Source organism: Neobacillus vireti, assembly GCF_036962345.1.
Lineage (GTDB): Bacteria > Bacillota > Bacilli > Bacillales > Cytobacillaceae > Neobacillus > Neobacillus vireti_A.
Genome location: NZ_JBALNB010000012.1, coordinates 277,794 through 299,674, shown reverse-complemented (window position 1 = coordinate 299,674; position 21,881 = coordinate 277,794). Strand labels below are relative to the sequence as shown.

Genomic DNA, 21,881 nt, shown 5'->3' with positions numbered 1-21,881 from the left:
AGGAGAATGGAAAAATGAAGTTACTTGTAAAGAATATGAATGAGGAATATGCAAAGCAAATCTTAACGTGGAAGTATGAAGCACCTTATGATTTTTATAATAATGAGGAAAGCGCTGAATCTCTTAAAGAATTACTAGATGCCCCTTATTATGCCGTGGTAAATCAATGCAATGAATTGGTTGGCTTCTTTTGTGTTGGAAGTGCTGCCCGAGTGCCATACGGCTCCACAGTAGGTGCCTATTTGGAGGATATGAATGATATTGGAATCGGCATGAATCCTGCCCTAACTGGTCAAGGTTTTGGTGCTGAATTCTTCACGTTTATTCTTTCCTATATTCAAGAAACCTTTAAAGATGAATCCCTGCGTTTAACCGTCGCATCATTTAACAAACGGGCTATTCATCTTTATACAAAACTTGGATTTATAAAAAAAGTGAAGTTTACTAGAGGGTCAACCCCTTTTATTACAATGGTTAAAAATTTCACAGCATAAGGAATGGCCGTCGACAATTCTGTTAACGGCCATTTTTTTATACGAGCAAGTACTGAAATTTCCCTTGCAGCTCCTCCTGTTCTTGATTAAACAATGTTTTTATTAACTCAACACTCGTCGGCCTGCTAAAATAGTAGCCTTGCATATTATGACAGCCAATACTGCATAAAAACTGATATTGCTCGATTTCTTCCACGCCCTCAGCCACCACATTCATCCCTAGATTTTTTCCCATTGCCACTAATGTTCGGCATATCGATCGCTGATTTTTATTATTTAATCCGTCAATAAAGGATTTATCAATTTTAATGGTATTAAACGGATACTGAACAAGGTAACTAATCGAAGAATAGCCGACACCAAAATCATCAAGAATGAGATCAACGCCTATATCCTGTAATTCTTTTATCGTATTTAAGGTTTTCTGGACATTGGTCATGGCCGTTCTTTCTGTAATTTCAATCTTTAGTAGATTAGGCGGCAGCTGATAGCGCTCCAACGCGTCTTTAACACTATCTAAGAAAGACTCAAGATTAATTTGCCTGGCGGGCACATTTATTGATACATAAAAAGGAGGCAAATTCATATCCAGCCATTGTTTACGCTGCTTACATGCAGTTTCCAACACCCAATTGCCTAATTTAATGATGAGATCGGACTCTTCTGCAATTTGAATAAATTCTCCTGGTGGTATGGCCCCCAAAACAGGATGTTTCCAGCGAAGGAGTGCTTCCAACCCAATCACTTGTTTACCGTAAACATCGACAATCGGTTGGTAATCTAAGTATAATTCATTCTTTTCTATAGCTTTATGAAGATATTGTTCAAGTAACAGCTTACGTGAAAGACTGGTGGTCATTCCCGTTTCATAGGGCTGAATTCCCACGCCGCTTTCTTTTGCAAGATACATAGCATGGTCCGCCTTCTGAACTAATCCTTCTGCGTCATATCCATGATCAGGGAAAATGCTCATCCCAATACTTGCACTCAGTACATATTCATTTCCGAGCAGCATAATAGGTTTAGCGATGACTCCGTTAATTCTCGCCGCGGTCTCCTGAAGTGCCTCTTTCGTTGCCAGATTTTTAAGCAAAATGACAAACTCATCCCCGCCTTGACGTGAAATAACATCATCATTCCTCACACTGCCCCTCAACCGTTCTGCGATAACCTGTAACACCTTATCTCCCATTTTATGACCAAGGGAGTCATTGATATATTTAAATCGATCAAGATCCAAGAATATGACTCCTACCAGTTTTTGGTTTTCCTTTGCATCAGTCAACGCTTTTTGGAGCTCATGATCCAGCTTCCGTCTGTTTGGCAGACCGGTTAAGGAGTCGTGAAAAGCTAGATACGTTAACTTTTCCTCTGCCTTTTTCCGCTTCGTAATATCTACGATAATCCGGTCCATTCTAAAAGGTTCATAGGAATAATCAGAAATAATCGGAACAATAAAATCAGACATCCATTTTTGCTCACCGCTCTTGGTAACAATGCGGTACTCATGCAGCGAGGACTTTCCTTTCCTGGCCAGCTCCATATGCTTGCATGCACCTTTTTTATCATCCGGCAGGATAAGTGCTTCCCACAAACCTGGTTCTCTTAAAAACTCCTCTTCGTGGTAGCCAAAAATGGTCTCACAAACGGGTGACATCGTAATCGTCTCCATGGTTTTCGCATCCAGAGACCACAAGCAGATTTCGATACTCGTAAAGATATTGTCCCAATTACTGCGCATGGGCGGAGATATTAGAGGATTTTCATGATTTACATCTGTAATATAGCCGCATATACCAAGAATCATTCCATCTACTTCAATAGGAATGGATAGAATATCTACCGCCAATTTATGACCGTTACGATGTCTTAGCTTCGTTTGGAAGCTCAACCTTTCTCCTTTAAGAACAGCATTAATATGCCTAATCGTCCGATCAATCTCCTCTTCTTCTAAAACCGAGACAAAATTCCGATGATCATTACGATGTCTTTTATAACCTGTTAATTCTTGAACTGCTTCATTCGAATAAACAATACTACCCTCCAAATCCATTACATAACAAGGATATGGAACGCCAAAAAGTAAAGGCTTACAAACCTTAATAAAAGAATTTAAGTCTGATTTTTTGATCTCATTTCTCAAAAGAAAACTCCTTTCCAGGACACTGAGATTCAACCACTTTTCCATCTTTCCTACTAAGGTGACCATATACTAAATTCAAAGAATTAGCTGTGATAGATATCAACAAAATCAGACATTTTTTTCGGTTTGTTCAATGAATAATTCGCCATATTTTTTAAAAAGAATTTGAATAATAGTCAAAAACCCTGCCTACTTCTGTAGACAAGGTTTTCAATTAATACTGTTGATTTTTATGCCATTTCCATGCATCAGCAATAATTTGTTCTAAGTTTCGCTCCGCTTTCCAGCCCAATTCGCTATAGATCTTTTGCGATGAAGCGACGAGCCTAGCCGGATCCCCTGCACGACGGTCGGCCATTTCAACCTTTGCATTCACCCCAGTTACTCTCTCACACGTCTCTATGACCTCTTTTACCGAGTAACCAAGTCCATTTCCTAAATTATAGATTTCTGTATTTTTCTTCTCAGTTAATAATGCATCCAGCGCAAGGATATGCGCGCTGGCTAAATCCGTAACATGGATGTAATCCCGGATACATGTTCCATCTGGTGTATCATAATCTGATCCGAAAACACTTACCTTTTCACGCTGCCCCAACAGCTGCTGCAGGATAATCGGAATTAAATGCGTTTCTGGATCATGGCTTTCCCCAATCCTAGAAGATTTATGGGCACCTGCCGCATTAAAATAACGAAGAACCACATAGCGCAAACCATAAGCTTTTGAAAAGTCAGCAAGCATTTGTTCAATCATCAATTTAGAATGGCCATACGGGTTAATCGGTGATGTTACCGTTTGTTCATCGATAATCTCAACATTTGGTATTCCATATGTTGCAGCAGTAGATGAGAAAATAAAGTTTTTTACATTGTTTTTCATCATCACCCTTAATAGAGTTAAAGTCGCTGCTACATTATTTTGATAATATTTGAGTGGGTCAACCACTGATTCTCCAACCAAACTGAAAGCAGCAAAATGCATAACAGCCTTGATCGGATAGCTGGAGAAAATCATTTGCAGGTCTTCTTCGTTTCCAAGATCACCCTTAACAAAAATCGCCCTATCATCAATCGCTTCACGATGACCCGTCGTTAAATTATCTAATACAATAACGTCTTCCTTATCCACTAACTCCATCACAAGATGACTGCCGATATAACCAGCACCGCCAACGACAAGAATCATATTCATTACTCCTTATGTCAGAAAAATTTTTCGCTCTTTTTATTTTATCACAAATTTATTGAAACGTAAGAAACCTCAATTACGTCGAATCTACGCATAGAAAAAATTGGAAAATAGCAAGTTGAAAGGGAGGAATATTTAGAATATAATTTCTTTTAATCGGCACTTTTCTATTATATAAATGTAGTAATCTAAAGAGAAATTAAACAGGGGGAGATTATGAGGATTCTTAACTTAATTACATATTACTTACTAGGGATTCTTTCCATCTTTTGCGTAAGTATTTTTCCACAATATTTTTCTACAAGAGAAGTTCCAGATTCGCCAGGATACTTCGAACAATTACTCTCATTCGGCAAAGACTTGTTTAAGCCTGAATCATGGATCTATAAAATGGAAGTTTCAAAATCAGGCGGTGCTCCCATGATGGAGATTATGGGGCCGGCATTTATTTACTCGATGCAAATTTTAGTAGGTGCCCTGTCATTAGGTTTTATCGTAGCGATACTCCTGGCACTAGGATCCCCCTTCCTGCCAAACATGGTGTTGAATCCGATTAAAAAGCTGCTTGATGTATTGGAGTCAGTACCAGACTTAATTGTCGCCACCCTTTTACAAGTATTATCTATTTTTATCTTTAAGTCATTTGGCGTTGATTTATTTAGCGTGGCCAGTTTTAAAGAAAAAGCTTATTTTGCACCTATTGTTACATTGTCGATCCTGCCCCTTGTATCCATGTTTAAACTTCTGCTGCTCATGATTGAGGAAGAGTTTTTAAAGGTGTATGTCACCTTCGCAAAAAGTAAAGGAATAGACAAGTTTAATATTTTAGTAAGGCATATAATAAAAAATATCATGCCCATTTCATTTCACCACATGAAGATTATTATTTGGGGAACCCTTTCTAGTCAATTTATTATCGAACGAGTATTCAATGTCCACGGACTGACGCATTACTTACTTGATAACTTCCAACCAATCACTGTATTCGTTACACTTGCCCTTATTTTTACACCATTCTACTTCTTATTTCAATTGATTGATATGTGGCAAAATGAAGAACAACCGTTATCCTATGAGACACGACGAACCTCCTGGTGGAAAAATTGGCGATTGCAAAATGTGCTGGCATGGACAAAGAGAACCACTGGAAATATTGCATATTCTTTTAAAACAATTAATCTTCGAAAAATATCACCATTTCGTCCGGTCATGCTGTTCCTCTTTTTATTTACCAGACACATGAAAAATTGGAAGTTTGCCCTTGGAGCCTTATTTTTTATAGTAGCCATCAGCTATAGTCTGATTTATTCGGTTACGACCGATAATCATGTGGATCAAGTCCGGCTTTATTACTCAGAAGACGGCGTAAAACTACTTGGTGCGGCACCGCATGCACCAACAAAGCCTTTTTTCTTTGGTTCTGACAAATTAGGGTTCAGCCTCTTTGACCAGTTAGTGATTGGTGCGAAGTATACGTTGATTTTTGCTTTGTTAATTGCCTTATTGCGGGTTCTTGGAGGCCTTTTGTTTGGAATCTTTTATGCGTTTCACCTAGGTCCCCGCACGCAGCAATGGCTTGGAAAGCTCGTAGATTCTATCCATTTTCTGCCGCTTAGTTTGGTTGCTTACATCTTACTTGCACCAATATTAATGCCGGCATTTACCGGTTTTGGCTATGAATTCACCTATACCCTTACCGAACGTATTTTACTAGAGATGTTTATCTTAACTATATTGGTCGTTCCGTTAACAACCGTTTTACTAGGTAAAGAGATCAAGCGAGTACTAGACTATGAATTTATCGCCAGTGCGCGTGTTTTAGGCGGCAGCAAATTTCATCTCTTCTGGCGCCATATCTTCCCGCATATCGGGGCGCGGTTAACGATTTTATTGGGAACTCAATTTATCCAAGTATTATTAATCTTTATTCATTTAGGGATTTTTAAATTTTTCTTTGGCGGGACAAAGCTTAGCTATGACCCGATGGGGGCAGATCCGCCCACTTCGATAACCCATGAATGGTCAGGATTAATTGGTGAATTAGGGAGAACTACCATCGCTTCAGGCCGTTACTGGTACCTATGGATTTTAGCTGCCTTCATGCTGGCGATCTTTGCGATGCAACTGATTATCCAGGGAGTGAAAGAAATGCAGCAAGTGAAGGTTGGCGTGTTATATAAACTTCCAAAAGCTCGTAAGAAAAAGGCTATAAACACAAGTGAAGTTCCTTCCTATCAAATTTCGAAGGATAGTTTTAAAGTAATTGGAAACAATGAAGGTCTTGATGAACCTGATGTTGCTCGGAGGATTGACCGAGGGAAAAAACCACGGTTTAAACGAGGTTTTGAACAAGGGATGTAGAAAAAAATGCCCCGTACACTCATTTCTGTACGGGGAATATTTTTATATTTTACTCTGAGACTATCTGGCCTTCATCGAAGTAGTCTTCGTTTATGACGGTAAATTCATCGATGGTTTCACCTTCTGAGGTGATGGTGGAGAAGGTGATTTGATCTTTGTCTACTTTTGCCTGCATGGAAACAGCGATGTTTTCCATGTTGACGAAGTCGAATTTCTCATCTGCCACTGCATCATAGTGTTTTTTACCGGTAGTACCAGCAACTACATAGACCGTACCGTTCGGGTCTTCTTTGCCGTCCTTTAATTTCTTCGTTCTCCCATACGAATGGTCATGACCAGAGAAGACGATGTCAATTCCTAATTCATCCACAACCGGCGGCAGCTTTTCCTTGATAAGTTCATTTCCGCCAAACGGATTTGTGTAGTAAGGTGGCTTGTGTGTCACAAGGATTTTCCACGGTTTGTCGGAATTTTTCACATCCTCTTTCAACCACTCGAGCTGCTGGTTCAGAGTCTCGGCATCGCTTGTGAAGCCTAATACACTAATATGGATGTTATTGTAGTCAACCGAATACGTTCCGCCTTTGTCAGCTTCCGGTCCATTTTCAGGAGAGTTAAAAATCGACTTCGCTAAATGTCCATCGGCGTCTCCCATGTATTCATGATTTCCTAGCGCTGCGACAAGATCGGTTGAACGAATCTTGCTGTATTCGCTCATGATTCCTAATGTATCATCCCATTGCTCAAATTTCGCCGATTCATCAATCAGGTCCCCGACATGAATCATGAACGCTAAGTCTTTTTTATTTAAATCACCAAGGATTTGATTGAAAAAACTTAAATCAGCAGGGGATTGGGTGTCACCTAAAACAGCAAATTCGAACGTTTGCTTTCTTTTCAACGTGTTGAATTCTTGTAATTCTGTCCAGTTTTCCCCGTCGCCAACACGATATACATATGTAGTACCTTGTTGTAATTTTGTTAAGGTTACTTCATTCACTCGAACGATTCCGTTTTTCGTAATTTCCTGCTCACCAGAGAATACCTGGTTACTAGTGGAACCAGTGACTGTTTCTAGTGAAGTGTCACCTTTCTTCTCATAATCCTTCTTTCTCGCAAATTGAATGACTGCTTTGTCCTTTGCAAGTGGACTCGACATCCATGTGAGGCCTTTTCCTTTATATGGGTCACCTGTTGGTGTTGAAATCACATTTTTGATTTCCTTTGCTGCAGCAAGTGAAGGGTAGGTCTGTGTATTCAATTTAAAGGAATACTTGCCATCTTTTACTACATACAAAGCAATTTTCTTCACTTCAGTGGTGATTGAATCAACACGAAGAGAACCTTTTTCATCCGTCTTTCCTAGTGGAACAGACTGTTTGCTGCCATCGATGATTGCGAAGACCTCTGCACCACTGATGAATTGGTTATTTTTTACCGTTATAACAGCTGGTTTCCCAATTAAAATAGGTTCTGCGACAATATCGAATGCACCTTTAACTTCCACGCTCGCTGGTTCCATTGAAAAAGTGGAGACAAAACTTGCTTCTTTTGGTGTTCGATAGCTTAAATTAGCTTCTGCAATTTCGTAAGTCAACTTGCTGCCTTCTTGTGTCGTTTCAGGAATTCGGACCTGAATGGTTGCCGCATCTGCTGCAGTGCCTGTTTCACTGCTATTCACAAGCTTCAATGTAAGAATCCCTGTTAGGGCATCATAGCTTGAAGTACTAGAGTTAAACCCACTTGAAAAAGTAACATCATCGACCGGATAGTTGTTGTCGAGCTGTAATTTAATGACAGATTCAGTGATTTCCGCGGGATTCGTCGCTTTCACTACAAGCTCAAACACATCACCGAGCAAGGCTTGCTCTTGTTTATTAGCGATTTCAACCTTTACTGAACCAGTGTTCACGGTAAAATAGGTGGTTTTAATTGCTTGGTTTCCAAATTTATCAGGAACCATGAGCGTTACTTTATGAGTCCCGTCAGCAAATTTAAGTCCGCTTAATGAGACAGAACCATCCATATCGTAAGAAAAATGACCTTCTGTTTTTGAAAAATCCTTTCCATCTATGAAAATACTAATTTTATCCCAGTCGATTCCTGTTTTAAAAGGATCATCTTCATATTCATTTACGTTTGCTCTAATATTGACAACATTTGTAGTGAATTCTTGACCGTCTACGTTGAGCGATTGAATGACAGGAGGATTTAAATCATCGAATTTTTCTCCATATACGGCTCTTATATTATCAATATAGATTGATCCTTTGGTCATTGGACCAGTGATTCCTGATTTCGTAGACATTAGTCGAACTGCTTGTGTCGCATGTAACTTGAATGGACCTGTAAAGCTGGCAGGAATTTCAGCCTCGATGTATTTCCAGCCTGTCCAATCAATACCCGGCTTTTCTCCGGTAAGATTAATGCTCTGATTTTTGCCATTACCATCGACAATCATCATTCGCAGCCAATAGCCTTGTGCTTCCGGCGTTCCATACACCCACATTCCGATGCTGGACGGGCTATCATTAATTGGGGTATTTGTTCCAGGCCCTGCATAAGCTCCAAGGGTGGTACCTGTTTGTGCATTTGTTAAATCAAAATCCATTTTCAATGATTGACTGCCAAACCGAACTGGTGCTGGATATTTTGCTAGACTAAGTGAGACTTTTTCTCCACGGTTAGCGCTTGATGTTTTCCAGGTTCCAAGATCCTTTTCAAAATCAAATAGGACTTCAGGCAGTTTCCCAACGGTCACCTTTATTTGGGCTGACAGAGTAGAATCATTTAAGTGAGCGATAATCGAACCTGAAACATTTTTATCTCCTGTGTGAAGCACACCCAATTCATCAATGGTTCCCATTCCTTCAGGGATTTCAAACGTAATATCTTGTAAACTCCAGTCTATATTTCTTTTTTGAAATTTTGCTAGTAAGTTTAAGTTGGTTTCACTATTTCGAGCGACGGTCAATTCCGATGAGGAAAATGACAGTTCATCAGGCTTGGCTATTTCGATGATGCTTTTGCCAACTTCCGTATTTTGATAGCTCAAGAGAATATGGAATTGACCTGTTTTGCCGTTTGAAGTAAATACTCCATTCTCATCAATGCTGCCGAAGGAGGAATCCGATAACTCCCAAGATAGACCGGAAGCAGGCAGAGCAGCTGAGGCCATTGATTTGTCTCTTCCCTTTGCAGTGAATTGAATCGTAGAGCCAGGGGTATAGGATTGATCATAGGGTTCAATATGTGCAGATTGAAAAACATGATCAGATGGCTCTTTTGTAACAATCAGCCAAGAGTTCGCTACACTACGTTCCGAACGGTCTGATGGTTTGTTGTCTAATTCGAATTGATCACCGCCAAGTTCACGAGTAAGGAAAGTAGAAGAACCGCCGCCGTCAAGGTTTAAGGCATCGACTGCTCCTAAATCAATCATTAACTGCGCCAAATCAGGCATTGAAATACCAGTAGAATACGGTTCTTGTCTTCCGTCAATCACCACAAAAAATACATCACCGTCTGCTTTGATTCCAACAGCGGTCCGCGGCTCTTTATCTGCGCCCGTTTGTGGAGTTTGATAGATTTGTCCACTTTTCACAAGGATGGCATTTCCGCCTAAAGCTTCTTGTAATTGATCTTTCAATACATCATATTCAGCTGAGGAACCAATCACAGCTTCACCTGATTTGGTCATTCCAAAGAATCGCCAGGTCCCATTCTGAGATTTTACAGCTTGTCCGTCTTTATAGACGATCCCATTCGGTTCACCTGTTGCCATATTATAAAAATCTGCGTTTACCGCAGCGACGACATTATGGTTGTCCCCATTTGCAGCTTCTGCTTGCTTCCTAACGGGCTGAAGTCCATAGGAGGTTCCGTCATTCGGAGTACCTGCTTCGATTGAAACACTAGGATTATGTACATCAACATCTACTACAAAACTCTCAATCTTTTTTCCGTCTTTCCCTTCAAAACTATAATGCTTTTCCTTCACACCAGGTGCAAGCTCTGCTTGATACATGTTAATGGGTGTTTGAACAACGGAAGAAGTTAAATCAAATGTACCTAAAGCGGATGTAAAAACTGGTGAAACAATACTACTTGCCAAAGCGAAAGATAGGGTAATAGGTAAAACCCTCTTTTTCCAAAATTGCCTCATAATGCGCCTCCTTTTTTTGTTTGAAAAAACACGTTCATATTATGATATTTAAAGATTGTTAATTTACTATTTATTTAATATTAAGAATTACGCAAAAAATAAAAAATGGGATAAAGGACCTATGGCTGGTTTTGCAAAAAGCAAAATAAAAAGATGTAAGCCCTTAAGTTTAGGCTTACATCTGTGTTTCAATTATTAATTGGTTTAAATCTTCAATCTCTGTCGCTCTATTGCTGTTTTAGGCTTCATGAATCCATTTTAATTGTCTCAAGGGTCATGATAGCAAATTCCTTAAAAGGGGTAACAGGAAGGCCTGCAAAATTTTTAACCCCCAGCTGGGCCGCTTGCAGAGCTTTTTCTATCTCTCCAAGTTCGCGGTGGCATAATGCTTTATAAGAATAACGAACATAATAAAGTGATAAATCAAACGGATGGTGTGTGGTAGTAGATGTTTCTACTGCATCGAAATAAGAAATGGCTTCCGAAAATTGCCTAAGGCCGTAAAGGGCTTTTCCTTTTTCTATTTGATACAAGTCCTCCACCACCTCCTCCATGACAGGGTTGGCTAAATAAGAATCGATAATTGCAAGTGCCTTAGCATACTCCTGTTTTACAGTAATCAGAGACATGACAACGATTAAATCATGAATAAGAATGGAGGGTAAATCCTCCGCAAACTCCCCGTATTGTTTTAGCTTCTGTAAATAAACTTCTAGCTGCTCTTCCTCTTTAAACATGAGTGCCTGCCCCGCGCCAAGTCTGTACAAATCATTAATCCGATAAAAGATTCGGTGTTCTTTTGAAAAAGCAATGGCGCTTTCCATCACATCACCTGCTGTCTTATTGTTACCAATAGCAAAATGTAAAATGGCTTCGTGGTAGTCAAGATCTACGCGTGTCATCGGATCCATGTAGACATGGTTTAGTTCAATGTCTGTTCGTTCCCTTACCAAAATCTCCAATGCCTTTAAATACTCATGTTGAATGAATTTCACCATAGCACGAAAAATCGCTATTTGTGCACGGTTGGCTGTTACATTCATCTTGTCATACATGTTCGCAGCCCGGTCAGCATATTCCTCCCAGCCAGACAACTTTTCTTCGTAGAGACTGCGTGCATAGATATCTAACAGGCGGGACGATTCGTAACCTTGTGTAAGTTTCTCTATATAGGGTTCAATCAGCGTTAATAGTTCCTTGTAGGGAACAGTAAGCTTTTGATTATATAGCTTTTCTGCTTTTTCAAGAATGGCCCTTAACTCCTGTGTGCTGATTTCCTCCAATAAATCGGTTACTTCCACTTCCAGTCTCTCTGCAATATACGCCAAGCTTTCCATCGAAGGCTTCGCTTTATTGTTCTCGATTAAGCTAAGCATCCCCTTCGTCAGCCCTTCTCCTGCAAGTGCTTCAAGCGTCATCTTTTTCTGTTTTCTAATTTTTCGTATTCGGTCTCCCAACATATTTTGGGCACCTCCTCCAAAACTGACATTTGTTTAATTATATTAAACATAACCATGTTTAGGAAGACACAAACCCATTTGTTTAATTTAATTAAACTTTTTCTTGATTTGGAAAATACTTCATGTTATGCTTTGTTTAATTAAATTAAACTTTTCACTGAAAAGAGGAGATAGTATGGATAGCATGATGATGCTAAGAAAAGCAACTTATCATCTTTGGACCTTTACCATTAGCAAATTGATTTCATCCTTTGGCTCACAAGTTTATTCCTTTGCCATTAGTTTTTATATTTTACAAGCAACGGGCTCCGCCAAGAGTTTTGCGCTAAACCTTATTTGTAATGTTCTGCCTCGTACGATTGTTTCGCCATTTGCCGGTTATATCGTTGATAAGTACCCTCGAAAAAGAATTGCCATTATCGCACAAATCGCAACCACCTTAGCCATTGGCGGATTATTCGTCGTTAGTGCCACCACAGGATTATCGCTGCCAGCTATTTACATCACGACGAGTATTGTCGCACTCACTTCCACATTCTCCAGCGTAGCATTCACCTCATCCATCACCGGTCTTGTGGACGAAGCAAGAATTCAAAAAGCCATGTCATTAAACCAGATGTCGATTTCCTTTGCAGCCATTGCCTCCCCTGCAGTTGGAGGACTATTGTATGGAGTAATTTCGATGCCGGTGTTCCTCATTTTCTATATGGCAGCTTCGGCCATAGCCATTATTCTCGAAGCGACGATGAATTTCACTTTGTTCACAGCCCATCAGGCAGTGACAGTTGAGAAACCAAAAGAATCGATGTGGCAAGGAATGAAGGCTGGTGTAGCATACTTAAAATTGCAGCCGCTGTTGATGACCATTATAGGGATTGCATTATTGGTTAATTTCCTTATGAGTGCTTATCAGGTTGGCTATTCCTATATCCTGATTGAAAAATTAAAAATGGTATCTCAGCATTTTGGTTTTGCAGAAGGCGCATTTGCAGCAGGTATGCTCCTTCTATCGATTTACCTCTCACTCCGTAAAGAGATAAAATATCCGCTGCTGGCAGCAAAAAAGGGGCTTATATTAACAGGGATCATCATTGGAGGTACCATCTTACCTTTACTCATTGCCATGCCTTACAACCTAATGTTTGGCTTCTACATCCTTCTTGGATTAAGTTTAGGGGCATGCATTGTTTTCATCAATACGCCAACCCAAGTGATGATGCAAAAACAAATAGCGGACGAATATAAGGGGCGGGTTTTTTCCATCATTGAAACAGTTGCGATGGCATTGTCTCCATTGGGAATGGTATTGTATGGATTATTATACGATGTCTTTCCCGCCCAATGGGTTCTGCTCCTGTCATCTGGATTATTTATAGCCGTAGTCCTTATTCTTGCAAGACCCTCGGTTATTCGTAAAGTTCATCCCGAACTTGCGGAAGAAAAGGTAGTGAAGAAAAGAGCGGAAGCGTTTTAGATGGATTGGGAGTGTCTATGTGGCTGGTTTTTCGGTAATTCTAGAAAATTCAGTCACGCAGCCATCATCCTCTGGCTAAAATAAAAGTAGAAGGGTGTTATATGAAAAGGATAAGAAAATCAATAAAATTTATCGGAGTAGTTATTTTACTAATACTAATGATAGGACTTTTTTCTCCCACATGGACGCAGCACATAAAAGGTGAGAACAGTATTAGTGTATTGGAACAAGTAGAGATAAATGGAAGTAATCACGAAATGATGATACGCGGCAATGATAAGGATAATCCAGTTATAATGGTTGTACATGGAGGGCCTGGAACTCCAGAAATGCCGTATGCCGATCAATATCAAGACTTATTGGAAACCAATTTTACGGTTGTTCATTACGATCAAAGAGCAAGCGGGAAATCCTATCACTTTTTTGAGGACTATTCTAATCTTTCAACAGATTTATTGGTAAAAGACTTATTAGCGATAACGGATTATATATCAGACCGTTTTGGTAAAGAAAAGGTTATATTGATAGGCCATTCTTTTGGCACTTATATTGCAGCCCAAGCCGCCTATATAGCTCCTGAAAAGTATGAAGCATATGTTGGCATTGGGCAGATGAGTGATATAAGAGAAAGTGAGATTGATAGTTTGAACTACAGTATTGAACAGGCTCAAAAGGCAGGAAATACGGATGATGTTTTATATCTGCAAGGATTGACGGAGAATATCAAAGATGGCGATACAGTTGTCCCACGAAATTATGTTAGTAAATATGGCGGGAGTTCAAGAATGATTGATGACCTCGGTGATGATAACATAAGTGTTTTACTCAGCACTGAGTATAACTTATTAGATGTAATTCGTTATAACGTTGGGATGGGCTATTCTCAAAAGATGTTGTTAAATGACCTATTAGAAAATCCTTTACCTTCTAAAGTAACAGAGCTTGAATTACCATTCTATTTTATCATGGGTAAATATGATTATATGACTTCATCTAATGCGGCAAAAAAATATTTTGATAGGATTAAAGCCAATAAAAAAGAATTTATTGCTTTTGAGCAATCCGCTCATTATCCACAATTTGAAGAAAAGGAAAAATTTCATGAATGGATGTCCGATACTTTTATAAAATAAATATGACTAACCTAGCAGGAATAAAGTTCCAAAATTATAGTAAGTTTGCCCTAATTTACTATTCTGGTAAATAAATAACTTCCTCCCAGAATACGATTAAGTAACCCCAAGAAAGGAGAGTGTGCCATGAGTGTGTTGGATCGCAGTCCTTTTTTATATTTATCCTGTATCATCGCTGGTTTCGCTTTATTAAGAGTACCGCTTACAGGGTTTCTTGCACCGTTAAGTCCGTTAGTGGTTCTCATTGGTGTCTTAGCTATCCTTTTATTCTCTTTGGTTCTTATCATTCATGGGGTCCTGCGTTTAGCAAAAAGAAGATAGTTTTAGAAAGAGAGCGATTTTTCGCTCTCTTTTTCATTAATAGTTAAGTAATTTCTTTTTCTTTTTTAAAAAAGGCATTTTTGTTTCTGATACGATGATGGCAACAAGTATGAGGATCGCACCAAGCACCATTTTTAGCGTCATCGCTTCATCTAAAATCGCAACCGAAAATACCATACCCCAGAATGATTCAGTCGAAAGAATGATGGCAGCTTTTGTTTCTGTGATCATTTTCTGTGCAAGTGTTTGTAATAAATAAGCAATCGTTGTGGAAAAGACACCGAGATATACAATTGAGAATACACCTTCTTTTTGAAAAGCAAAAGAGGTTTCTCCCTTGAAAAGTACAACAATGATTCCGATTGCTGCAGCGGTCATCATTTGGATTAGTGTCAATAGGACAGGGTCCGAATCTTTTACATATTTGGCCGTATAAAAAATATGAAACGCAAATCCAAAAGCGCAGCCTAGTGTCAGCAAATCCCCGATATTAACCCCAGCGGAAAGCTTCAGTGATAATAACCCAACACCCAGCATTGCTAAAACGGCGCCCATTAGTTCATACATATCGATTTTTCGCTTATACATAACAAATGCGATAAACGGAACAATCACGACATTCACAGCCGTTAAGAAGGCATTTTTGGAAGGAGTCGTATATTGAAGTCCCACGATTTGAAGTGCGAAGGCTACATATAAAAAGACTCCAATAATAGCACCTTGGATCAAGGTGGCTTTATTAATATTTTTCAATCTTTTATGAAAGATCACGCTTAAAATGATGGCACCAATCATAAATCTTATCGCCAAAATTTGATAAGGGGTAAAATGGTCCAATGCTATCGCACTGGCAACAAATCCACTTCCCCATATGATCGCAGTAACCGTAAGGGCTAGCTCTCCCATATATTTCTGCATGTAATCACGTCCCTGTTAGTCAATAGGATTATTATAGTTATAGTTTTACGAATGGTAAATACTTTCATTGTTTGTTTTTTAAAAACTAACTATCAACATATACTTTTTTAAAATATCAATTTACCTAAAAATAAAAATTATTTTAATAAAACAGTTGACATATATATCTATTAGGGGTAAATTAATACACATATTAAAAAACGAATATATGAAACACCTTCTTATCAAGAGAGGTTGAGGGACTGGCCCTACGACACCTCGGCAGCAGATCCAAATGGATACTGTGCCAAATCCAGCAAGTATGACTTGATAGATAAGAAGAGGACTGATGAATTTATCAATTCGCCCTCTTCTATTTCTAGAAGAGGGTTTTATTTTTAACTGAATAATAATTTTTCTTATCAAGAGAGGTTGAGGGACTGGCCCTATGACACCTCGGCAGCGGAACCTATATGGTGACTGTGCCAAATCCAGCAAGTGTGACTTGATAGATAAGAAGAGCTGCTAGCTTTGCTTTGCATTGGCATGCCCTCTTCTTATTTCCAAGAAGAGGGTTTTTTATATTCTAACAAAGGAGAGGTAAACCATGATCGAATTTCAAAATCTTCAAAAGGTTTATGAAAGTGGCGGCCAGCAGGTTGCTGCGTTGAATGGAATTGATTTGAAAATAAATAAGGGCGAGATTTTCGGAGTGATCGGATTCAGCGGTGCAGGTAAAAGCTCTCTGATCCGCTGTGTAAACCTATTAGAGCGTCCCACATCTGGTAAGGTCATTGTTGACGGTCATGATCTCACCTCTCTATCCGTGAAAGAGGTTCGTGAGATTAAGAAAAATATCGGGATGATCTTTCAGCATTTTAATCTACTAAACTCAAAAACAGTTTTTGCAAACGTGGCAATGCCACTCACGCTAGCCAAACTTCCCAAGGACGCCATCAAAAAACGGGTTCAGGAATTACTTAAATTTGTCGGATTGGCTGACAAAGCTGACTATTATCCAGACCAGCTTTCAGGGGGACAAAAGCAGCGTGTCGGAATCGCTAGAGCATTGGCAACTCAGCCATCGATCCTGCTTTGTGATGAGGCAACCTCTGCTCTTGATCCGCAAACAACCAGCTCGATCTTGCAGCTGCTCAAAAAAGTCAATAAAGAGTACAACATTACCATTTTAATTATCACGCACGAGATGGCAGTGATTAGAGAAATCTGTGACCGAGTTGCTGTAATCGAAGCTGGGAAAATCATTGAAAAAGGCTCAGTGTTTGATGTCTTTTCTGCACCGAAAACACCGACAGCAAAGAATTTTGTCAGCACGGTCATGAATGACCAGCTGCCTGATTCCATAAAGGAAATTATCCAAAAGCACGATGGAATGCAGAGAGTTTTCCGAATTAATTTTGTCGGCAGTACAGCAGGTCAGCCGTTATTATCCGAACTGGCTAAACAGTTTGATATTCATATCAATGTCTTGTTCGGTAATATTACCGAGCTTCAAGGAACTCCATTCGGAAACCTAATTGTTGAGTTTATCGGTTCTGACAAAGAAGTCATCCGTGCGTTAACGTATATCAACGAGAAGAATATCAGCATAAAGGAAGTGGCAGCACATGCTAGTTAATTCAGAGCAAATTATTTCAGCCTTAATTGAAACCATTCAAATGGTCGCCTTCTCGCTCTTGTTCTCTACTATTCTTGGTTTGCCGCTGGGGATTTTACTAGTAGTAACACGGAAAGGCCATCTGCTTCAAAATTTGCCGTTCTTTACCGTCATGAATGGGATTATCAATGTTTTCAGATCTGTACCGTTCATTATTTTACTAGTAGCGATGATCCCAGTCACAAGGCTAATTGTCGGTACATCGATTGGAACAGCGGCAGCAGTAGTCCCACTGGTATTCTATTGCGGTCCCTATATTGCAAGATTGGTAGAAAATTCATTGTTAGAAGTGGATCCAGGCGTCATCGAAGCTGCAGAAGCAATGGGGGCAACCCCAGGGCAAATCATTTTCAAATTTCTCATTCCTGAAGCACTCAGTTCACTCGTTTTAGCTCTTACGATTGCCACCATCGGTTTAGTCGGAGCCTCGGCGATGGCAGGTGCTGTCGGAGGCGGCGGGATTGGGGATTTAGCCATCACCTATGGCTACCAGCGTTTTGACACCGTCACGATGATTATTACCGTATTAATTCTGATTGTAATGGTTCAAGGCCTGCAGTCATTAGGAAATATAGCAGCAAAAAAAATCAGACGAAGATAACTTAGGAGGAAATCAACATGAAAAAACTTTTACTATCCATCATAGTACTTGCATTAGTGATTATTGGCGCTGGCTGCGCTGAGAAAACATCAGAAGGTAAAGAATCAACTACTGTTAAACTTGGAGTTAGTGGAACCGATACGCGTGTTTGGGATTTTGTAGCTAAAAAGGCTGAAAAAGAGGGAATCAATATCGAAATTGTTTCATTCTCTGATTACGTTGCTCCGAATACAGCTCTAGCTGAAGGCGAACTCGATTTAAATTCATTCCAAACCGTTGCTTATTTTGATGTTTTTATTAAAGAACACAAACTGGACCTAGTGCCTATCGCGACAACTGTTCTTGCACCAATGGGAATTTACTCTGAAAAATATAAAGATGTTAAAGACATTCCGGATGGGGCAAAAATTGCCCTTCCAAACGATGCATCCAACCAAGGCCGTGCATTACTACTTCTTCAAGAAGCTGGGCTCATCAAATTACCTAAAGATTTTGATGCAAATGGTGATCTTAATCAAATTAAAGATAACCCGAAAAACATTGAATTTATCCCAATGGTACCAGCACAAACACCAAGAGCATTGCCAGACGTTGCCGCTTCTTTAATCAATAATGGGATTGCGAATGATGCAGGTCTTAGCCCATTAGAAGATGCGATTTTCCATGAAAGTGAAACTGCAACACCTTACCTTAATATCATTGCGGTCCAAGGGAAAGACAAAGACAACAAAACATATAAGAGAATAGCAGAACTTTACCAATCTGAAGATACAGCAGAATTTATTAACCAAGAGTACAAAGGCAATATGATCCCAACATTCGTACCATTAAGCAACATAGGATGGTAATTTTCATGGAGGTTTTTGCTCACAGTAAAAACCTCTATACATAGGAGGCAGAGGACGATGACAATAAAAACAGTAACTTCATTAAAAGAAGCGATTATTCAAAATATAGAGGAAAATAAAGAGCTTTATCTTTCAACAAGCCATCAAATCCATGAAAAGCCTGAGATCGGAAACGAAGAATTTTTTGCTTCTGCCTTGCTGACCGATATTCTTTTAAAAGAAGGTTTTGAGGTTGAAAAGGCGGTTGCCGGACATGAAACGTCTTTTGTAGCTCGAAAAAAGTCTGATAAACCAGGTCCCTCCATCGCTTTCCTAGCAGAATATGATGCCCTGCCAGGTTTGGGACATGCATGCGGTCATAATATTATTGGTACAACAAGCGTGGCTGCAGCGATTGCATTAAGCAAGGTTTTAGCAGAAACTGGAGGAGAAGCAGTTGTGTTTGGCACCCCTGCTGAAGAAGGCGGTCCAAACGGCAGTGCCAAAGGAAGCTTTGTCAAACATGGATTAGTAGAAGGAATAGACGCAGCCATCATGATTCACCCAAATGGTGAGACACGTTTAACCAGCACCTCACTTGCTGTTGATCCACTGGACTTTGAATTTATCGGAAAGCCGGCACATGCCGCCGCTTCCCCGCACGAAGGAATTAATGCTTTAGATGCGGTGATTCAGCTATTTAATGGCATTAATGCCTTAAGACAGCAACTGAAAGATGATGTACGCATCCATGGAATAATTACACATGGCGGCGACGCACCGAACATTATCCCTGAATATGCAAAAGCAAGATTTTACATTCGTGCTGCCACTCGTTCTGGTTTGAACGAAGTGACACGACGTGTAAAAGCTGTGGCAGAAGGTGCGGCATTAGCTACTGGTGCTAAATTGAATGTCATTGCTTTTCAAAATGAAGTCGATAATCTTCTATTAAATAGAACTTATGATGCCGTTTTCAAGGAAGTCGTCGAAGAATTAGGCGAAACCGTGATTGTTGAAGGGGACAAAGGCATCGGTTCAACAGACGCAGGTAACATCAGCCAAGTCGTCCCAACGATTCATCCATATATTAAAATTGGAGCAAGTGACCTTGTTGCACATACCGTACCTTTTAGAGAAGCCGCAGCTTCACAAAGAGGCGATCAAGCCCTTATTACAGGCGCAAAAGCATTGGCACTAACTGCTTTGAAACTGATTACGGACGATGATACATTGGCACAAATCAAAGCAGAGTTCAAAGAGAGAAAAGCTGCAGAATCAAAATAAATAATAAAAATGCCCATCGGAGTAAATTGTCGCTGCTAGGTAATGAATGGACTAAAAAGGAAGGGGATTCCCCCTTCCTTTTTCAAGCTCAAGAAAATCCTGTTATTGCAACTAAAATCTCTAACCTATTAGTAGGATGATAGCTAAAATCCCAAGCCAAAGCGGTCCAACCAGCAGGTATCCGAAGATCAAAGGTCAATATTACTCACCCTTGCTTTACTCAACCTTACGTATGTGACACAATCAATTCACATTGCCCTTCTAGTTCAAACGCGCCAAACCCGACTGGAATGATGAAATTTGTCCCTTTTTTTAATTCGTACCGCTCGTCTCTATGAAGAAGCACCCCGTCACCCTTGATAACACTTAGCAGTAAAAACTGTTCATGCGCAGGGAACGCTGCTTTTCCTCGAACATCCCATTTGAAAACAGAGAAAAACTCAGATTCCACAAAAGTGGTAATCGTTATCTCAGCCTGTTCATTAACCCGCGGCGTGTATTTTGCGTCTAGATGTGGAAAAGTAATGACGTCAATCGCCTTTTCCAAATGCAAATCACGCAAATTTCCTTCTGCATCCCGGCGGTCAAAATCGTATACCCGGTAGGTGGTGTCCGAGCTTTGCTGCGTTTCCAACACAAGTGTTCCCTCACATAAGGCATGAATGGTCCCGCTTGGAACATAGAAAAAATCACCAGGTTTAATGTTCACACGGCGCAGAAGTTCATCCCATTTCCCCTCATTCATTTGCGCAACCAATTCTTCCTTCGATCGGGCATTGTGTCCGAAAATCATATCCGCATCATCTTTACAATCAATAATATACCAGCATTCCGTTTTCCCAAGCTCACCGTTTTCATGGACCTTGGCATACATATCGTCCGGATGAACTTGTACAGATAAATCCATGTTCGCGTCCAACAACTTAATCAACAATGGAAAAACCTCTTCCTTCGGATTCGCAAAAAGCTCAGGATGTTCCTTCCATAGATTGTTTAACGTCGTACCCGCAAACTGCCCCTTTTCAATCACTGAAGGACCCTTTGGATGAGCTGAAATTGCCCAGCACTCACCTGTATGATCCGTTGGAATCTCATAGCCAAATTCATCCTTTAAAGCGGTGCCGCCCCAGATTCTTTCCTTAAAAACTGGTTTTAAAAATAACGGTTGCAAATCAGTAACCTCCCATTAAACTAATCCGTCATAAACTTATATCGTAAAACAGCCGCAAGTCCTGCCCCATGCTTGAAATCTCCATTACTTATCAGCTCTTTTAATTCCTGCATCGTGATGGTATGCAATTCAATTTGTTCGCTGTTTTCTAATTTTTGTTCTGAGGGAGTTAAGCCAGCAGCAGCAAACAAAAAAATTTCCTCCTTCGTCGAGCCAGGAGACGGATAGAAGCTTCCTAAATCAAGCCAATGCTCTGCCAAATAGCCCGTCTCTTCCTCAAGCTCTTTTTTAGCGACTTCAATCGGAGATATTCCATCACTATCAATCATCCCGGCAGGTAATTCCCATTGCCAGCTTTTTAGAGCATGACGATATTGTTTCAAAGAAACGACCTCATGATTGTTCGTAATCGGAAGAATACAGACACCCTTGGCAAAATCTAAAAAGGAAAATGTCTTTTCCTCCCCATTTGGAAGAACAACCTTGTCAATCGAAATCTCAAACCGGTCCGTCTTTTCCTTAATAGAATTAATAATTCTCCAATTCATTTCCAAATCACTCCATGTTTTTAAAAATGCTATATGCCACTATCAACGCTCTGTGGGTGACTTATAAGTACTTGTTTCAAAGGGTCTGCCCCCCTTAAAAATCATGACAAAACGCAGCTTGTTCTTCTAACA

At 39.9% G+C, this 21,881-nt stretch carries 16 protein-coding genes and 2 riboswitches; of the genes, 9 read left to right on the top strand and 7 right to left on the bottom strand.

Going from position 1 to position 21,881, the window contains the following annotated elements; translation table 11 throughout:
* Window positions 1-14 precede the first annotated feature (14 nt).
* A complete protein-coding gene (locus V7108_RS15870; RefSeq protein WP_335518125.1) occupies window positions 15-494 on the top strand; it encodes a GNAT family N-acetyltransferase in 480 nt (159 codons plus the stop codon).
* A gap of 37 nt (window positions 495-531) precedes the next feature.
* Here V7108_RS15870 and V7108_RS15865 read toward each other — a convergent pair whose 3' ends face one another.
* Together V7108_RS15865 and galE are read right to left on the bottom strand one after the other, a co-directional pair.
* Window positions 532-2,637 (bottom strand): sensor domain-containing protein, encoded by a 2,106-nt coding sequence (locus V7108_RS15865; protein ID WP_335568810.1) that lies wholly within the window; start codon window positions 2,635-2,637, stop codon window positions 532-534.
* A gap of 214 nt (window positions 2,638-2,851) precedes the next feature.
* Window positions 2,852-3,823 carry a UDP-glucose 4-epimerase GalE gene (gene galE, locus V7108_RS15860; RefSeq protein ID WP_335568809.1) on the bottom strand — a complete coding sequence of 324 codons (972 nt, stop codon included), beginning with the start codon at window positions 3,821-3,823 and terminating at the stop codon, window positions 2,852-2,854.
* A 219-nt stretch (window positions 3,824-4,042) separates the two neighbouring features.
* Here galE and V7108_RS15855 point away from each other — a divergent pair, with 219 nt between their 5' ends.
* Complete coding sequence (locus V7108_RS15855) at window positions 4,043-6,187, top strand: ABC transporter permease subunit (RefSeq protein ID WP_335568808.1); 2,145 nt, start codon at window positions 4,043-4,045, stop codon at window positions 6,185-6,187.
* 49 nt (window positions 6,188-6,236) lie between these two features.
* Here the strand turns inward: V7108_RS15855 and V7108_RS15850 are convergent, their stop codons facing one another.
* Complete coding sequence (locus tag V7108_RS15850; protein ID WP_335568807.1) at window positions 6,237-10,352, bottom strand: phosphodiester glycosidase family protein; 4,116 nt, start codon at window positions 10,350-10,352, stop codon at window positions 6,237-6,239.
* A 245-nt stretch (window positions 10,353-10,597) separates the two neighbouring features.
* Entirely contained in the window at window positions 10,598-11,812 is a 1,215-nt protein-coding gene (locus V7108_RS15845; RefSeq protein ID WP_335568806.1) for a helix-turn-helix domain-containing protein, read from the bottom strand.
* A gap of 175 nt (window positions 11,813-11,987) precedes the next feature.
* On the opposite strand from V7108_RS15845, the gene V7108_RS15840 reads away from it, so the two are divergent.
* From V7108_RS15840 to V7108_RS15830, 3 genes are all read left to right on the top strand, one after another.
* On the top strand, window positions 11,988-13,286 hold the full coding sequence (locus V7108_RS15840; protein WP_335568805.1) for an MFS transporter: 1,299 nt from the start codon (window positions 11,988-11,990) through the stop codon (window positions 13,284-13,286).
* Window positions 13,287-13,387: 101 nt separating this feature from the next.
* Window positions 13,388-14,419 carry an alpha/beta hydrolase gene (locus tag V7108_RS15835; RefSeq protein ID WP_335568804.1) on the top strand — a complete coding sequence of 344 codons (1,032 nt, stop codon included), beginning with the start codon at window positions 13,388-13,390 and terminating at the stop codon, window positions 14,417-14,419.
* Between the two features lie 126 nt (window positions 14,420-14,545).
* Complete coding sequence (locus tag V7108_RS15830; RefSeq protein ID WP_335568803.1) at window positions 14,546-14,740, top strand: hypothetical protein; 195 nt, start codon at window positions 14,546-14,548, stop codon at window positions 14,738-14,740.
* A 36-nt stretch (window positions 14,741-14,776) separates the two neighbouring features.
* Here the strand turns inward: V7108_RS15830 and V7108_RS15825 are convergent, their stop codons facing one another.
* Entirely contained in the window at window positions 14,777-15,658 is an 882-nt protein-coding gene (locus V7108_RS15825) for a DMT family transporter (RefSeq protein ID WP_335515520.1), read from the bottom strand.
* 218 nt (window positions 15,659-15,876) lie between these two features.
* A riboswitch (SAM riboswitch) is annotated at window positions 15,877-15,978 on the top strand.
* A 75-nt stretch (window positions 15,979-16,053) separates the two neighbouring features.
* A riboswitch (SAM riboswitch) is annotated at window positions 16,054-16,156 on the top strand.
* A gap of 88 nt (window positions 16,157-16,244) precedes the next feature.
* Here V7108_RS15825 and V7108_RS15820 point away from each other — a divergent pair.
* The 4 genes from V7108_RS15820 to V7108_RS15805 are packed head-to-tail and all read left to right on the top strand — an operon-like array spanning window position 16,245 to window position 20,030.
* Entirely contained in the window at window positions 16,245-17,276 is a 1,032-nt protein-coding gene (locus V7108_RS15820) for a methionine ABC transporter ATP-binding protein (protein WP_335568802.1), read from the top strand.
* Entirely contained in the window at window positions 17,266-17,916 is a 651-nt protein-coding gene (locus V7108_RS15815; RefSeq protein ID WP_335568801.1) for a methionine ABC transporter permease, read from the top strand. Before V7108_RS15820 ends, V7108_RS15815 begins: the two co-directional genes overlap by 11 nt.
* Before the next feature lie 17 nt (window positions 17,917-17,933).
* Window positions 17,934-18,764: a MetQ/NlpA family ABC transporter substrate-binding protein gene (locus V7108_RS15810; RefSeq protein ID WP_335568800.1), complete on the top strand. Its 831-nt coding sequence runs from the start codon at window positions 17,934-17,936 to the stop codon at window positions 18,762-18,764.
* Window positions 18,765-18,821: 57 nt separating this feature from the next.
* Window positions 18,822-20,030 (top strand): M20 family metallopeptidase, encoded by a 1,209-nt coding sequence (locus V7108_RS15805; RefSeq protein WP_335568799.1) that lies wholly within the window; start codon window positions 18,822-18,824, stop codon window positions 20,028-20,030.
* A 226-nt stretch (window positions 20,031-20,256) separates the two neighbouring features.
* On the opposite strand, the gene manA is transcribed toward V7108_RS15805, so the two are convergent.
* The gene (manA, locus tag V7108_RS15800) at window positions 20,257-21,201 is read right to left on the bottom strand and encodes a mannose-6-phosphate isomerase, class I (protein ID WP_335568798.1); all 945 of its coding nucleotides are present in this window, start codon (window positions 21,199-21,201) and stop codon (window positions 20,257-20,259) included.
* 20 nt (window positions 21,202-21,221) lie between these two features.
* Window positions 21,222-21,749 (bottom strand): NUDIX hydrolase, encoded by a 528-nt coding sequence (locus tag V7108_RS15795; RefSeq protein WP_335568797.1) that lies wholly within the window; start codon window positions 21,747-21,749, stop codon window positions 21,222-21,224.
* Window positions 21,750-21,881: the final 132 nt, after the last annotated feature.